This window comes from Streptomyces sp. NPDC058576 (assembly GCF_042718715.1).
Lineage (GTDB): Bacteria > Actinomycetota > Actinomycetes > Streptomycetales > Streptomycetaceae > Streptomyces.
In genome coordinates, this window is record NZ_JBHXPF010000073.1 from 17,477 (window position 1) to 32,212 (window position 14,736).

11 protein-coding genes and 1 pseudogene are annotated in these 14,736 nt (G+C 71.7%); 5 read left to right on the plus strand and 7 right to left on the minus strand.

Annotated elements, in window-relative coordinates; genetic code table 11:
- Positions 1-35 precede the first annotated feature (35 nt).
- Positions 36-137, minus strand: a pseudogene (locus ACFWRV_RS32205) (VOC family protein); the annotation flags it as partial.
- 270 nt (positions 138-407) lie between these two features.
- Between ACFWRV_RS32205 and ACFWRV_RS32210 the strand changes: the two are divergent.
- Positions 408-1,289 carry a lysozyme gene (locus ACFWRV_RS32210; RefSeq protein ID WP_384339456.1) on the plus strand — a complete coding sequence of 294 codons (882 nt, stop codon included), beginning with the start codon at positions 408-410 and terminating at the stop codon, positions 1,287-1,289.
- 97 nt (positions 1,290-1,386) lie between these two features.
- Positions 1,387-2,034, plus strand: coding sequence for a peptidoglycan recognition family protein (locus ACFWRV_RS32215; RefSeq protein ID WP_384339457.1), 648 nt, complete (start codon positions 1,387-1,389; stop codon positions 2,032-2,034).
- A gap of 37 nt (positions 2,035-2,071) precedes the next feature.
- On the opposite strand, the gene ACFWRV_RS32220 is transcribed toward ACFWRV_RS32215, so the two are convergent.
- The 5 genes from ACFWRV_RS32220 to ACFWRV_RS32240 all read right to left on the minus strand — a co-directional run bounded on the left by ACFWRV_RS32220 (position 2,072) and on the right by ACFWRV_RS32240 (position 8,746).
- A complete protein-coding gene (locus ACFWRV_RS32220) occupies positions 2,072-3,001 on the minus strand; it encodes a hypothetical protein (protein ID WP_384339458.1) in 930 nt (309 codons plus the stop codon).
- Between the two features lie 139 nt (positions 3,002-3,140).
- A complete protein-coding gene (locus ACFWRV_RS32225; protein ID WP_384339465.1) occupies positions 3,141-5,681 on the minus strand; it encodes an FtsX-like permease family protein in 2,541 nt (846 codons plus the stop codon).
- Positions 5,681-6,508 (minus strand): ABC transporter ATP-binding protein, encoded by an 828-nt coding sequence (locus tag ACFWRV_RS32230; protein WP_384339459.1) that lies wholly within the window; start codon positions 6,506-6,508, stop codon positions 5,681-5,683. Before ACFWRV_RS32230 ends, ACFWRV_RS32225 begins: the two co-directional genes overlap by 1 nt.
- Before the next feature lie 180 nt (positions 6,509-6,688).
- Positions 6,689-6,973: a hypothetical protein gene (locus tag ACFWRV_RS32235; RefSeq protein ID WP_384339460.1), complete on the minus strand. Its 285-nt coding sequence runs from the start codon at positions 6,971-6,973 to the stop codon at positions 6,689-6,691.
- A 123-nt stretch (positions 6,974-7,096) separates the two neighbouring features.
- The gene (locus ACFWRV_RS32240; RefSeq protein ID WP_384339461.1) at positions 7,097-8,746 is read right to left on the minus strand and encodes an MFS transporter; all 1,650 of its coding nucleotides are present in this window, start codon (positions 8,744-8,746) and stop codon (positions 7,097-7,099) included.
- A 149-nt stretch (positions 8,747-8,895) separates the two neighbouring features.
- On the opposite strand from ACFWRV_RS32240, the gene ACFWRV_RS32245 reads away from it, so the two are divergent.
- The 3 genes from ACFWRV_RS32245 to ACFWRV_RS32255 all read left to right on the plus strand — a co-directional run bounded on the left by ACFWRV_RS32245 (position 8,896) and on the right by ACFWRV_RS32255 (position 13,252).
- Positions 8,896-9,459, plus strand: coding sequence for a MarR family winged helix-turn-helix transcriptional regulator (locus ACFWRV_RS32245; protein ID WP_384339462.1), 564 nt, complete (start codon positions 8,896-8,898; stop codon positions 9,457-9,459).
- 53 nt (positions 9,460-9,512) lie between these two features.
- Complete coding sequence (locus ACFWRV_RS32250) at positions 9,513-11,738, plus strand: ATP-dependent RecD-like DNA helicase (protein WP_384339463.1); 2,226 nt, start codon at positions 9,513-9,515, stop codon at positions 11,736-11,738.
- Between the two features lie 215 nt (positions 11,739-11,953).
- On the plus strand, positions 11,954-13,252 hold the full coding sequence (locus ACFWRV_RS32255; protein ID WP_003969077.1) for a citrate synthase: 1,299 nt from the start codon (positions 11,954-11,956) through the stop codon (positions 13,250-13,252).
- Between the two features lie 517 nt (positions 13,253-13,769).
- Here ACFWRV_RS32255 and ACFWRV_RS32260 read toward each other — a convergent pair.
- Positions 13,770-14,736: HAD-IC family P-type ATPase (locus ACFWRV_RS32260; protein WP_384339464.1), on the minus strand; the 967-nt coding region annotated here is incomplete at its 5' end.

The window sequence follows — 14,736 nt, forward strand, 5'->3', positions numbered from 1 at the left end:
TCGCCCCGGCCCGGGCCCCGCCGCGCGCCGGAGTGCACCGGCGTCGGGTGCTCGCCCGTGAGCCCCGGCACCCGGTCGATGATCTTCGCCGCGCCCGGCAGATCCTGCGTGGAGTCCGCGAAGAGGTCCGCCATGTGCGGCGAAGGCGTGTGCGCAAGCCCAAGTCGACGCGCCGCAGCAGTTGTTGATGTGAGGCGCTTCGCCTGCCGGGGTGATCGGTGCGGCCTTCAGGAATGAAAATTCCCGCTGCTCCGGTGCGTTGTCGCAGGTGGAGGGTGACGGCATAGGTCTACACCAAAAGGCCTCTTTACGCCCGTCCTCGCCCATGCCTTACTCGTGGCATGTCCATGGCATTCGATGATCGGATGCCATGGATCCCGTCCTCGTCCACGTGCCCGGAGGTGGCTATGTCCGCGTACCGTTCTCCGTCCCGCCGACTCAAGAGATCCAGGAAGGCCCTGCCGGCAGCCGCTGCTCTCGGCAGTGCCGCCGCGCTGATCCTTACCGGCGCGGGCCCGGCCGCCGCCGCGCCGCCCCCACCTGATGAGCCGGTCCGCTCCGGGCAGGCGTGGATGGGGGCCGGCACCCGCATCGAGCAGGGCCCCGCGTCCGCGGCGGGTGGCGTGACGCCGATGGACACCAGCGGCGTCCAGGGCATCGACGTCTCCCACTGGCAGGGCGCGATCAACTGGGGTTCGGTGAAGGCCGCGGGCATCGACTTCGCCTACATGAAGGCCACCGAGGGCACGACCTTCAAGGACAGCCGCTTCAGCGCCAACTACACCGGTTCCTACAACGCCGGTCTGATCCGGGGCGCTTACCACTTCGCCCGCCCCGACGTCTCCAACGGGGCCACGCAGGCCGGCTACTTCGCGAGCAACGGCGGAGGATGGTCCAGGGACGGCAGGACCCTCCCCGGCGTGCTGGACATCGAGCACAACCCGTACGGCGCGATGTGCTACGGGCTCTCCACGACCCAGATGCGGACGTGGATCAACGACTTCCACACCACGTACAAGGCCCGCACCACCCGGGACGTCGTCATCTACACGACGGCCGGCTGGTGGAACACCTGCACCGGAGGCTGGACCGGCATGGCCGCCAAGTCGCCTCTCTGGGTCGCGCACTGGGGCACCAGCAGCCCGAGCATCCCCAGCGGCTTCCCCACCTGGACGATCTGGCAGTACACGGCCACCGGCCGGGTCGGCGGTGTCTCCGGCGACGTGGACCGCAACAAGTTCAACGGCACCTTCGCGCGGCTCCAGGCTCTCGCCGACAACACGGCGTAGTTTCCCCGTGCCCGAGTCGGCCGGGTGAGTCCGTCGGCGGCTCGCCCGGCCGCATTCCCACCGTGTGCCCGCCCCCCCCACGCACCAGGAGCCCGCCGTGAACCTTCCGCAGCCGTCCCGACGCCACGTCCTGCTCGCCGGCGCGGGTGGTCTGGCCGCCGTCGCCCTCCCCGGTACGGCCCACGCCGTCGACGCCGTCGAACCGGACATCGACAGCACAGCTCAGTGGCGGGCCCGTCCGCCGCGGAGCCCGGTGAGCCTGGCGGGGAAGCGGCCTACCAAGATCATCGTTCACCACACGGTCAGCGACAACACCTCCGACGTCTCCCGCGCCCAGGCCCACCGCCATGCCCACTGGGTCCAGGACCTGCACATGGACAAGAACGGGTGGACCGACACCGGCTACCACTTCCTCGTCAGCCGGGGCGGCTGGATCACCGAGGGCCGCCACCGCAGCCTCAGCACCCTGCGGAGCGGCGGCGACTTCGTCCTCGCCGCCCACACCTCCGGCCAGAACGACCAGGCCATCGGCATCGCCAACGAAGGCGCCTACCACGACGGCGCACAGCCGCCGCGCGCCCAGTGGGAGGTCCTCGTCGCGCTCTGCGCGTACGTCTGCCGGCAGTACGCCATCGCGCCGACCCGCCTCTACGGGCACAAGGACTTCGGTGACACCCTCTGCCCGGGCGTCCTGCACGACAAGCTGCCGCAACTGCGCAGCGAGGTCGCGGCGAGCATGGGCTGAGGGGCGGAGCACGGGCCGGGCACCCGGCCGGTCGGCGTCAGGGCTGTCCTGATTCCGTGAAGGCCCCCGCGGGGGTCGGCGGCCAGTGCCGGAGCACGGCCTTCACCCCGTGCGCGGCCCCGGCGATCCTGGGGCCCAGGGAGGGGGTGCTGTTGCGCCGGCGGAACGCCGTGTCCAGTTCCAGGAGGGCGGAGGCCAGTACCTCCAGCTGTCCCAGCTGGGTGAGGAGTTGGGCACGGGCGGGCTCGCCCCGGCCGGCGGCGACCACCAGGGCGCTCCACTGCAGATCCCTCAGCTTTTCGCGCAGATCCGAGGTGTCGACGAAGTCGCCGTCTCTGATCGCGCGGGACCGCTCGATGGCCTGGCAACCCTGCATCACCCGAATCGCCAGCTCACCCTCCGGGCTCTTCAGGTCCCGCAGGATCACGTAGCTGTGGTGCAGGCGGCGCAGCACTCCCGCCTTGGAGGTCATGCCGCGGATCACCCGCTTGCCACGGCTGGGTACGGTGTCGTTCCACAGCGGCGCGTTCCTGAACGGCTTGCCACGCCCGTACCTGACCCGATGCAGGTGGTTCCACCGCCGGTAGGGGAGATCCGGCTCGATCATCACCGGGTCGTCGTCCTCGCGCACCTGCCTCTCGTAGTCCGGCAGATACAGCTCGACCAGCTCCTCGACTGCCGAACCGGGCACAGCCGCGGAGTCCACCGCCGTGTCCACCGCCGCGTCCTTCGCCGGTGGTACGGCGTCCCGCACTTCGGGCTCGCCCGGTCGGGCGGGAGGGGCCGTGCCGGCTTCCCCGTCCACGCGCGCCAGTACGTCGTTCGTCAACACCCCGGCCGCCGCCGACAGTTCTCGCGCCCGTAAGGCATCCGGATGCTCGGCCGCCGCCTCCAGCAGCCCCGCTGCCAGCCGCCGCAACCCCCGGCTCAGCTCCTCGACCCGCGCTTCGGCGTCCCGCTCGCTCATGCGTTCCCCCTCGTTCTCGGGGTCAGTCTGTCAGGGGAGGGGCGGCACCATCGCGTTGATCTCGGCATCCGCTCCGACGGTGCCGGGCGGCCGGGCCTCGGCGGTTCGCCCGACCCCCCGGGCCCGGCCCCCGCCCGCCCTACGACCACCGCCGCAGCGCCGCCCGGGCCGGCAGCGTGACCGCCAGCAGGGCCAGGCCGCCCGCGGCCGCGACGAAGGAGCCGTACAGCAGCAGCGGCACGTGCGGTGCTTCGCCGGTCATGCCGCGCACCATCGGTACGAGCGTGGCCGTGGCGATCGCGGAGCCGAGGATCACACCGACCGCCGACACCAGCAGGCTCTCCCAGCGGAGCATCCGCAGGACCTGACGGCGGGTCGAGCCGACGAGACGCAGCGTGCCCAGCTCGCGACGACGGTCGAGGACCGTCATCACCAGGGTGTTGACGGCGGCGATGGCCGCGAAGCCGCCGAGGACCGCCGCCATGGTGTTGTTGGACCAGGCGCCCAGCTTCGCGTCGAGGCTCCGCTCCGTGGCGAGCCCGGAGGCGTCGGAGACCCGCCCCAGAGCGGCGAGCGAGCGCTCGGAGCCGCCGCGCACCAGCAGCACGCTGTCGAACCCGGACGAGACGTGCCCGGCCAGGGACGCCCGGGCCATGGTCACGGTGGCCAGGCCGAGGCCACGCCCGTACACCGCGACGACCTCGGGGGCGGTCCGCGTACCGTCGGGGAGATGGAGCGGCAGCCGGTCCCCGACGCCGACGTCCGCCGAGGCCGCCAGCGTCCTGTCGATGGCGATGCGGTCCTTGCCGAGCCGGTCGAGGCTCCCCTCGCGTACGTCGAGGTCCTGCACCTGCGCCAGCTCCACGCCCGAGCCGGAGACGCCTTGCGCCGCCGCGCCCTGGAGCGAGGAGAACTCCCCGGAGCCCACGGGCACCAGCACCTGCGTGTTCAGCAGGCCCACGGCCGCGTCCACGCCCGGCGCACGCGCGGCACGGGCCGCCGCGTCCACCGGGAGCCCGGCCGGGTCCGTCACCACGTGGTCCGCGGTGATGCCCGCGCGCAGCTGCCCGTCCGCGATGTGGCTCTCGCTCGTGTGCAGGAACACGAGCGTCGAGGCGAACGCCATGGCGAGCACGATCGGGGTGATCGCGGAGGCCAACCGTCGCGCGTTGGTACGGGAGTTGGCGGCGGCCAGCTCGCCGGACGGCCCCGCCCCGCGCAGCGGGAGGCCGAAGAGGGCCGCGCAGAGCCGGGCCACCGGCGGGCCGAGCAGGGCGACGGCGAGCATGAAGCACATGACGACGCCGAGGGCGGAGCCGGCCGCGTCGTCCCCGGTGGAGTTCGCGGAGACGCCGGTGAGGAACGCGCCGCCGACGAGCGCGCCGATGCCCAGCACGGTACGGATCACGCCCGGCCGCCGCCGCTCCATGGCCGCCTCGCTCAGCGCCTGGCCCGGCTTGATCCTGGCCGGCCTGCGCCCGGCCGCCCAGCCCGCACCGAGCGCGGTGAGCAGTCCGACGGCGACGGCGGCGAGGAGAGGGATGCCGGACACGTGCGCCTGGACGGCTTCCGGAACCGCGCCCCGGTCCCGCAACTGCCCGAGCCACCAGTGCGCGAGCCCGATCCCGGGCAGCGTGCCGAGGAGTCCGGCGAGGGGGGCGACGAGCAGTGCCTCGGCGGCGACCGCGCGCCGGATCTGCCGCGGGGTGGCTCCCACGGCGCGCAGCAGCGCGAACTCGCGGGCCCGCTGGGACACGGACAGGGCCACCGTCCCGGCCGCCGTGAAGATCGCGACGATGGTGGCGATCCCGCCGAAGGAGCCGCCGAGGCCGAAGAGGGTCACCTTGGCGTAGCCGAGGCCCGGGTCCTCGACCGCGCCCCGGCCGTCGCCGGTGTGCACACCGGCCCCGGAGCCGGCCAGAGCCCGCTTCACGGACACGGCGAGGGCGTCGGCACCGGTGCCGGGCTTCGCGAGGACGGCGATGGCGTCCGCCCTGCCGGGGTGCCCGGCCAGCGTGCCGGCCTCGGCGTCGGCGAACCAGACCGCCGCCTGTGCGGCACCGGTGCGACGCGCGGTCTCCGCGGCCCCCGCCCCGGCGACGCCCGCGACCCGGAAATCCCGCCGCCCGGCGGCGGTGTCCAGCGCGACGGTGTCGCCGACGGCGGCCTTCGCCGCGCGGGCCGTCCCCGCGTCGAGGACGACCTCGCCCGTGCGGGGCGCGGATCCGGCGGTCAGCGCGGTACCGGTGAAGGCGTGCGAGCCCCAGCCGTGCGCGGTGAGCGCGCCCCCGGCGACGGGCAGCTCGACGCCTCCTGAGCCGGCCGCCCCGTCCGCCGCTCGCACCGGGAAGGTGAAGTCCGGGACGGCGGTGGCCGCGCCCGATGCCTCGGCGGCCTTCGCGGCGAGTCCGGCGTCCACCCGTGCGGTGTCCGGCAGCGGGGTCGCCTCCTCCTCGCGGTCCTCGCCGCTGCCCGTGACGACGTAGGTGTACTGGTCCGCCGCCACGACCACCGGCGCGTCCGCGTACCGCACCGGGGGCACCGACGCGCGCAGGCCGGTCTCCAGCAGGATCCCGCACGCCGTGACGATCAGCGCGGACATCATCAGCGCCACGAAGGTCCCCGCGAACGAGGCGGGCTTGAAGCGGACGGCCGCGCGGGCGAGCCCGTTGGGGCGCATCACGCAGCCGCCCCCGCCATCGCGCCCGAACCGGCGGCACGGGCGGTCAGCACGCTCATCCGCCGCGCGATCAGCTCGGCCGAACCGCGCTCCAGACCGCCCGCGAACGAGCCGTCCGCGAGGAACAGCACCCGGTCCGCCCAGGCGGCGGCGGCCGGGTCGTGGGTGACCATGACGACGGTGGCCCCGGCCGAGTCGACGGCGTGCCGGAGCAGGCCGAGGACCTCGGCGGCGGTGCCGGTGTCCAGGGCTCCGGTGGGCTCGTCGGCGAACACCACGTCGGGCCCGGTCACCAGGGCTCGGGCGACGGCCACCCGCTGCTGCTGACCGCCGGAGAGCTCCGCGGGCCGCCGCCGCGCCTTGTCGGCCAGCCCGACCTGCGCGAGCACGGCGGCCGCCCGGCGGCGGTCCTGGCGCTGCCCGGCGAGGCGCAGGGGCAGCAGGACGTTCTGCTCCACGGTCAGCGACGGCAGCAGGTTGAAGGCCTGGAACACGAACCCGAGGCGGCTGCGGCGCAGTTCGGTCAGCTCGTTCTCGTTCATCCCGGTGATCTCCGTGCCGCCGAGGCGCACGGAACCCGACGACGGCCGGTCGAGCCCGGCGGCGCACTGGAGGAAGGTGGACTTGCCGGACCCGGACGGCCCCATGACCGCGGTGAACGTCCCGCGCGGCAGGGCGAGATCGACGCCCGCGAGAGCCTGCACGGCCCTCGCGCCACGCCCGTACTGCCGCCGCACCCCGCGCAGTTCGACGGCGAGCCCGGGTGCGGCGGCCCGGGAGTCCTGGCGGTCGCCCGCCGTGTGCCGCTTGCCCCTGCGTAGCCTCATGTTCCGTTCCGCCCTCTCGCGATCGCCTCGTAGCGATGTACCGACGGAACGCAGCGTGCGGGGACGGCCGTGCGCGGGGCGTCATACCCGGGAGCCAATGTGGGGGTGCTACCGGGGTAGGGGGTGGCGGCGGGGCACCCCCGGCCGCCCAGCACGGCTTCCGGGCCCCCGCCCCCGCCGTCAGGAGGGTCGGCTCCGGGCCGGGCACTCCCGGTCGGCCGCCACGATCGTCCGGCCATCCGCGTCGGTGAGGTGGTAGCAGATGCCGTTGGCCCACACGGAGACGGAGTCGGGTCGATGCTCGACCTGGAACGGCTCGTCCCCACGCAACGTGCCGGGCCAGGAACCGTTCGCGGCAGCCGAGTGGGTCACCACGACACAGCTCCGGTTCGGCGGGAGCCGGTGAAGGTCGGCCCAGGGCTCCACGGTCACCTCCAGAAGCGCCTCGCCGTCATTGCTGATCACCAGCCGCGCTGTTCCCCCGGCGAACCTGTCCGATGCCTCCACCTGCCCTCTCGGGCCTTGCCGTGTCATGCCGCCATCATGGGGCAGAGGGAGCGGCGTGGGCGACCGAGTCGTGCGCGGCGGTCACGTGCCACGGGGCGAACTCGGCTGCTCCTCCGCACGGTTCGGCTCCGACCCGCCCTTCGCCCTCGGGGACATGAACAGCGTCGCCGCCAGTGCCAGGAGCAGCAGGCCCGCGCAGACGTACCCGGAGACCTGGACGCCGACCGCCATCGCCTCGCGGGCCGCCTCCGCCGCCGATGCCGTACGCGGCTCCGCGGCGAGGGCGTCGATCACGGATCCGGCGCTGTCCGTCACGACCCCGCCGAGCTGTTCCGCTTCGTCCGTCGCGACGCCGTCCCGGGTGAGCCGGTCGGTCAGTCCGGAGGCCAGGGTGCTGAAGAACAGAGTGGTCAGGACGGCGATGCCGAGGGCTGACCCCAGCTCGCGGGCCGCACTCTGGATGCCCGACGCCTGGCCTCCGCTCCGTTCCGGTACGTCCACGAGGACGATGTTGGTGACCTGCGCCGTCGCGAAGCCGACGCCGATCCCGTACAGGAACAACGCGACGGCGATGAGCCACCAGGCGCTGTCCGTGGACGCGATCAGGGCCAGCATCGTCAGCCCGGCGGCCTCCAGGACCAGCCCGATCCTGACCTGTGCCAGCGCGGGCACGGTCGCGGCCATGGGGAAGCTCGCCCCGGAAGCCGCGAAGCTGCCGACGGCCAGGGCGACGAGGGCGAGACCCGCCTCGAACGCGCTGTAGCCGAGGGCGAACTGCAGCCAGAGCGGCAGCACCGCGATGATGCCGAACTCGCCGAGACCGACCATCAGCGTCACGAAGTTGCCGTTGCGGAACGAGCGGATGGAGAACAGCCCCACGTCCATCAGCGGCTCGTCGCCCGCCCTTCCCAGCACGGCCTGCCTGCGCCAGAACGCGCCCAGCGCCAGGACGGACAGGAGCAGGGCGACGAACACCGGCGAGAGCCCACCGGACCAGGTGAGGCCTGCGAGCTCCAGCGGCTTCGTCGTCATCAGCCAGCCGTGGGTGCGGCCCTCGATCAGGACGAAGGAGAGAAGGCCCAGGCCCGCCGCCGACAGCACCGCGCCGACCACGTCGACGCGGCCCGGGACGCGGGGCGACACGTCCAGGTACCGGAGCACCCCCACCACGATGAGGGCGGCCAGCGGAATGTTGACGCCGAAGGCCCAGCGCCAGGAGATGTCGGCGAGCCGGCCGCCCAGCAGCGGGCCCACGGCCGCCGCCGCTCCGATGGTCGAGCCCCACACGGCGAACGCCTGGCCGCGCGCCCGCCCGGTGAACGTGGCGTTCAGCAGGGCCAGCGAGGTGGGCAGCATCATGGCTCCGCCGACGCCCTGGACGAACCGGGCGAGGATCAGCAGGCCGCCGCTGGGAGCCAGCGCGGCCAGCAGGCTCGTCGCGCCGAACACGGCGAGGCCGAGCAGGAAGATCCGGCGTGCGCCGTGGAGGTCGCTGAGGCGTCCGGTGACCAGCAGGAGCGCCGCGAACGTGATCGCGTACGACTCCTGGATCCATTGGGCCTGCGACGATCCGATGGAGAGGTCCTCGATGATCGGCGCGAGGATCACGTTGACGATCGTCAGGTCGACGACGATCAGGGCCACGCCGAGCGCCACGGCGACGAGGCCCAGCCACTGACGCGCGGTGGGAGGGGTTTCCGGGATCCCGGTGGTTCCCGCGGGTTCGTTCATGGTTCTTCGACTCCCGAAAGTAGCTTTGCCGCAAAGCTAGATAGCTTTGCGGCAAAGGTAAATGCGGCGAGGTAGGTTGTCAAAGCAGGCGGTGGACGACGTGGGCCGGCAAGTCCGCCACGCGATGGGAAGAGAGTGGGGCAGCGCTGATGAGAGACGGGCTCGGGGCCGACGGGAGCGGCGCGGCCGACCCCACCGCCGGGGCGGTGCGCCTCGATCCCGCCGCCGACGCGGTGCGCGTCGACCGTGTGATGGACGGCCTGCGCGCCTTCGGCGCCAACTACACCGAGTTCACCCGCCGCTTCGCGACCTGGCTCGGGCTGCACTCCACCGACGCCGCGGCCCTCGTCGAGATCCTCTACGCGGAGGACCAGGGCGCCCCGCTGTCGCCGGCCCGGCTCAGCGAGCGCGTCTCCCTCTCCTCCGGCGCGACCGCCATCCTCCTCAAGCGGCTCGAACAGGCGGGGCACATCGTCCGTACCCGCGAGAGCACCGACCGACGGGTCGTGACCCTGCGCAGCAGCCCCGACATCCGGCCGCGCGCCATGGCGTTCTTCGGCCCGTACTCCGAGCGGATGGCCGAGGCGATGGCGGCGTACTCGCCGCGGGAGATCCAGCACTTCGAGGAGTTCCTCGGCCGGTTGCGCTCGACCATGGACACCCTGCTGGCGAACGAGTACGAGGGCGGCGGGCCGGTGCCGCCCACTCCCTGACGGGGGCTCCGCCCGCGAACCGCACTGTCCGTGGCACCCGGTAGCGTCGGGCCATGTCCAACATGGCCGTCCTCGAAGGGGTCCTGGAGCGGATCACCTACGCCAACGAGGAGAACGGGTACACGGTCGCCCGCGTCGACACCGGACGCGGAGCCGGCGACCTCCTCACCGTGGTCGGTGCGCTGCTCGGCGCACAGGTCGGCGAGTCGCTGCGGATGGAGGGCCGTTGGGGCTCGCACTCCCAGTACGGCAAGCAGTTCACCGTCGAGAACTACACCACCGTGCTGCCCGCGACCATCCAGGGCATCCGCCGCTATCTCGGCTCCGGGCTGATCAAGGGCATCGGGCCGGTGATGGCCGACCGGATCACCACCCACTTCGGCGTCGACACCCTCGACATCATCGAGCAGGCGCCCCAGCGGCTCGTCGAGGTCCCCGGCCTCGGCCCCAAGCGCACGAAGATGATCGCGGCCGCCTGGGAGGAGCAGAAGGCGATCAAGGAGGTCATGGTCTTCCTCCAGGGCGTCGGCGTCTCCACCTCCATCGCCGTCCGCATCTACAAGAAGTACGAGGACGCCTCGATCTCCGTCGTGAAGAACCAGCCCTACCGGCTGGCCGCCGACGTCTGGGGCATCGGCTTCCTCACCGCCGACCGGATCGCCCAGGCGGTCGGCATCCCGCACGACAGCCCCGAGCGGGTCAAGGCCGGGCTGCAGTACGCCCTGTCCCAGTCCTCCGACCAGGGCCACTGCTATCTCCCCGAGGAACGGCTCATCGCGGACGGGGTGAAGCTGCTCCAGGTCGACACCGGTCTGGTCATCGAGTGCCTGGCCGAGCTGGCCGCCGATCCGGAGGGCGTCGTACGGGAGCGCGTGCCGTCCCCCGAGGGCGGCGAGCCGATCACGGCGGTCTACCTCGTTCCCTTCCACCGGGCCGAGCTGTCCCTCGCCGGGCAGGTCAGGCGACTGCTGAACACCGGCGAGGACCGGATGCCCGCCTTCCAGGACGTCGACTGGAGCAAGGCCCTGGCCTGGCTCGCCACCCGTACGGGGGCCGATCTCGCGCCCGAGCAGGAGCAGGCCGTACGGCTCGCGCTCAGCCGGAAGGTGGCCGTCCTGACGGGCGGCCCCGGCTGCGGGAAGTCGTTCACCGTCCGGTCCATCGTCGAGCTGGCCCGGGCCAAGAAGGCCAAGGTCGTGCTCGCCGCCCCGACGGGCCGCGCCGCCAAGCGGCTGGCCGAGCTGACCGGGGCCGAGGCGTCCACCGTGCACCGGCTCCTGGAGCTCAAGCCGGGCGGGGACGCGGCATACGACCGGGACCGTCCGCTGGACGCCGATCTGGTCGTCGTCGACGAGGCGTCGATGCTCGATCTGCTCCTCGCCAACAAGCTCGTGAAGGCGGTGGCACCCGGTGCCCATCTGCTCCTCGTGGGTGACGTCGACCAACTGCCCTCGGTCGGCGCGGGGGAGGTGCTGAGCGATCTGCTCGCGGAGGGCGGCCCGGTCCCGGCCGTGCGCCTCACCCGGATCTTCCGGCAGGCCCAGCAGTCCGGCGTGGTCACCAACGCCCACCGGATCAACGCGGGACAGCACCCGCTCACCGAGGGGCTGAGCGACTTCTTCCTCTTCGTGGAGGACGAGACGGAGGACGCCGGCAAGCTCGCCGTGGACGTGGCGGCCCGTCGCGTCCCGGCCAAGTTCGGCCTGAACGCCCGCCGTGACGTGCAGGTCCTCGCCCCGATGCACCGGGGCCCCGCCGGCGCGGGCCATCTGAACGGGCTGCTCCAGCAGGCCATCACCCCCGCCCGCCCCGACCTCCCCGAGAAGCGGTTCGGCGGCCGGGTCTTCCGGGTCGGCGACAAGGTCACCCAGATCCGCAACAACTACGACAAGGGCGAGAACGGCGTCTTCAACGGCACCGTCGGCGTCGTCACCGCGCTCGACCCGGACGAGCAGCGGCTGACCGTCCGCACCGACGAGGACGAGGAGATCGGCTACGACTTCGACGAGCTGGACGAGCTGGCCCACGCGTACGCCATGACGATCCACCGCTCCCAGGGCAGCGAGTATCCGGCCGTCGTCATCCCCGTCACCACCAGTGCCTGGATGATGCTCCAGCGCAACCTGCTCTACACCGCCGTCACCCGTGCCAAGAAGCTCGTCGTCCTGGTCGGGTCCCGTAAGGCGATCGGTCAGGCCGTCCGCACGGTTTCCGCAGGCAGGCGCTGTACGGCACTGGATTTCCGGCTCCGGGGCGGCTCAGCAGAAGACTTCTCGTGACCCCCGCACAAAAATGATCGATCAAATCGGTGGGAAACATCACGGAGGTCTTCCGGAACCGCAGTCAAGGGGGCAGGATGAGTAAGTTGGCGGCACTCAGTGCCGTCAGTAGGTCCAATGGACGACCCCGAGTGCACTCTCCTGAGCCGAATGGGGGAGGGTGGAAGACAGTCAGGGCACCTCGAAGAAGAGGCACTACGTCGGTGAGGGATGACGTGAGCGAGCACACCAACAACGCTGTAGTACTGCGGTACGGCGATGACGAGTACACCTACCCGGTGATCGACAGCACCGTCGGCGACAAGGGCTTCGACATCGGGAAGCTCCGGGCCAATACCGGCCTGGTGACGCTGGACAGCGGATACGGCAACACCGCCGCCTATAAATCCGCCATCACGTACCTCGACGGTGAGCAGGGCATTCTGCGCTACCGCGGATACCCGATCGAGCAGCTCGCCGAGCGCTCGTCGTTCCTCGAGGTCGCGTACACGCTGATCAACGGTGACCTTCCCAAGGTCGACGAGCTGGCGACCTTCAAGAACGAGATCACCCAGCACACGCTGCTGCACGAGGACGTCAAGCGGTTCTTCGACGGCTTCCCGCGCGACGCCCACCCGATGGCCATGCTGTCCTCGGTCGTCAGCGCGCTGTCCACGTTCTACCAGGACAGCCACAACCCGTTCGACGAGCAGCAGCGCCACCTGTCGACGATCCGCCTCCTGGCGAAGCTCCCGACGATCGCGGCGTACGCCTACAAGAAGTCGATCGGTCACCCCTTCGTCTACCCGCGCAACGACCTCGGGTACGTCGAGAACTTCCTGCGCATGACCTTCTCGGTGCCCGCCCAGGAGTACGAGCTGGACCCGGTCGTCGTCTCGGCGCTGGACAAGCTGCTCATCCTGCACGCGGACCACGAGCAGAACTGTTCGACCTCCACCGTGCGTCTGGTCGGCTCCTCGCAGGCGAACATGTTCGCCTCGATCTCCGCCGGCATCTCCGCGCTGTGGGGCCCCCTGCACGGTGGCGCCAACCAGTCGGTCCTGGAGATGCTGGAAGGCATCCAGGCCAACGGCGGCGACGTCGACTCCTTCATCCGCAAGGTGAAGAACAAGGAGGACGGCGTCCGCCTGATGGGCTTCGGCCACCGGGTGTACAAGTCCTTCGACCCGCGCGCGAAGATCATCAAGGCTGCCGCGCACGACGTGCTGTCCGCGCTCGGCAAGTCCGACGAGCTGCTCGACATCGCGCTCAAGCTGGAGGAGCACGCGCTCTCCGACGACTACTTCGTCTCGCGCAACCTCTACCCCAACGTGGACTTCTACACCGGTCTGATCTACCGGGCCATGGGCTTCCCGACCGAGATGTTCACCGTGCTCTTCGCGCTCGGCCGGCTTCCCGGCTGGATCGCCCAGTGGCACGAGATGATCAAGGAGCCGGGTTCGCGCATCGGCCGCCCGCGCCAGATCTACACCGGCGAGGTCCTGCGCGACTTCGTCCCGGTCGAGGGCCGCTGACCCGGACCCCCTTCGAGGCTGCTGACCTGGGCCTCGTGACCACCTCGTAGTGCCCCGGCCTCCTGGGCCGACTGCCTTCGCCCCGCGTACCGCGCTTCGCACAGAGCGCGGTGTCCGGGGCGATTCGGCGTTCCGGGGGCGGTGGGTCCGCCCGGCCCGGCGGCGGCGGGCCGGGAAAGGGAGAAGCGCCCCGCCGCCGATCCCCCCACGGGTCGACGGTCAGGGCGCTTCCCATATCCCGGAGCGGATTCCCCCCACGGGATCCGGCCGGGCGTCTGCAGAGAGCCGAAGCTCCCGTTGTTCTGTTGTGCCGCGATCCGCCGGGGTACGTACGCACGGGAGGGCCGCTCAAAGCTCCCCGGTGCACGTGCCCCGGCCAACGCATGCCATCAGGAGCGTCCCCCAAGACACTCCGTCGGACGTCCCCCAAGACATCCTTGGCAATCGCACTCTAAGACTCGCGAACCCACCGGATGGTTACCCTGAAACCGGTGTGATCTAAGTCTCTTTGTGGAAGTTACGTGAAGGCACGCAACCGTAGGCTGTTCGTGACGACGAACACGGACGAAAACGCCATGGCGGCTCCCGCGATCATAGGGTTGAGCAGGCCACTTGCAGCCAGAGGCAAGGCCGCTACGTTGTACCCGAAGGCCCAGAAGAGGTTGCCCCTGATGGTGGCCAGAGTACGCCTGGAAAGGCGGATTGCGTCAGCTGTCACCTTGAGATCTCCACGAACCAGTGTGAGGTCGCTCGCCTCGATCGCCGCATCCGTCCCAGTGCCCATCGCCAGCCCCAGATCCGCGGTCGCCAGCGCGGCCGCGTCGTTGACCCCGTCGCCGACCATGGCGACGACCCGGCCCTCGGCCTGAAGGCGCTTCACCACGTTGACCTTGTCCTCGGGCAGCACCTCCGCGTGGACCTCGTCGATGCCCACCTCGCGCGCCACGGCCTCCGCCACCGCCCGGTTGTCGCCGGTCAGCAGGACGGGCGTCAGCCCCAGGGTGCGCAGCTCGGTCACGGCCGCCGCGCTGCTGTCCTTCACCGCGTCCGCCACCCCGAACACGCCCCGGGCCTCTCCGTCCCAGGCCACGACGACCGCGGTACGGCCCTGCTCCCCGGCCTCCGCGAGGGCCCGCGACAACGCGGGCGGGAGGGGGATCGCCGCCTCGGCCAGGAGGCGGGGCCGCCCGACGAGGACGGCGTGGCCGTCGACGATGCCCTGGACGCCGAGTCCGGGGACGTTGGTGAAGTCCTCGGGGGTGGGGAGGGGACCGGTGGTGTCGGTGGCGGCGGTGGCGATGGCTCGGGCGATGGGGTGTTCGGAGGCGTTTTCCAGTGCTCCGGCGAGGCGGAGGGTTTCTTCTTCGGTGGTGTGGGGGGTGGTGTGGATGGTTTGGAGGGTCATGCGGCCGGTGGTGACGGTGCCGGTCTTGTCGAGGACGATGGTGTCGGCGCGGCGGGTGGTTTCGAGGACTTCGGGGCCT

Coding starts and splice junctions, on each gene's coding strand:
- ACFWRV_RS32210 (WP_384339456.1), top strand. CDS start 408: ATGTCCGCGTACCGTTCTCCGTCCCGCCGACTCAAGAGATCCAGGAAG.
- ACFWRV_RS32220 (WP_384339458.1), bottom strand. CDS start 3,001: ATGAGCGAGCGGGACGCCGAAGCGCGGGTCGAGGAGCTGAGCCGGGGG.
- ACFWRV_RS32225 (WP_384339465.1), bottom strand. CDS start 5,681: ATGCGCCCCAACGGGCTCGCCCGCGCGGCCGTCCGCTTCAAGCCCGCC.
- ACFWRV_RS32230 (WP_384339459.1), bottom strand. CDS start 6,508: ATGAGGCTACGCAGGGGCAAGCGGCACACGGCGGGCGACCGCCAGGAC.
- ACFWRV_RS32240 (WP_384339461.1), bottom strand. CDS start 8,746: ATGAACGAACCCGCGGGAACCACCGGGATCCCGGAAACCCCTCCCACC.
- ACFWRV_RS32245 (WP_384339462.1), top strand. CDS start 8,896: ATGAGAGACGGGCTCGGGGCCGACGGGAGCGGCGCGGCCGACCCCACC.
- ACFWRV_RS32250 (WP_384339463.1), top strand. CDS start 9,513: ATGTCCAACATGGCCGTCCTCGAAGGGGTCCTGGAGCGGATCACCTAC.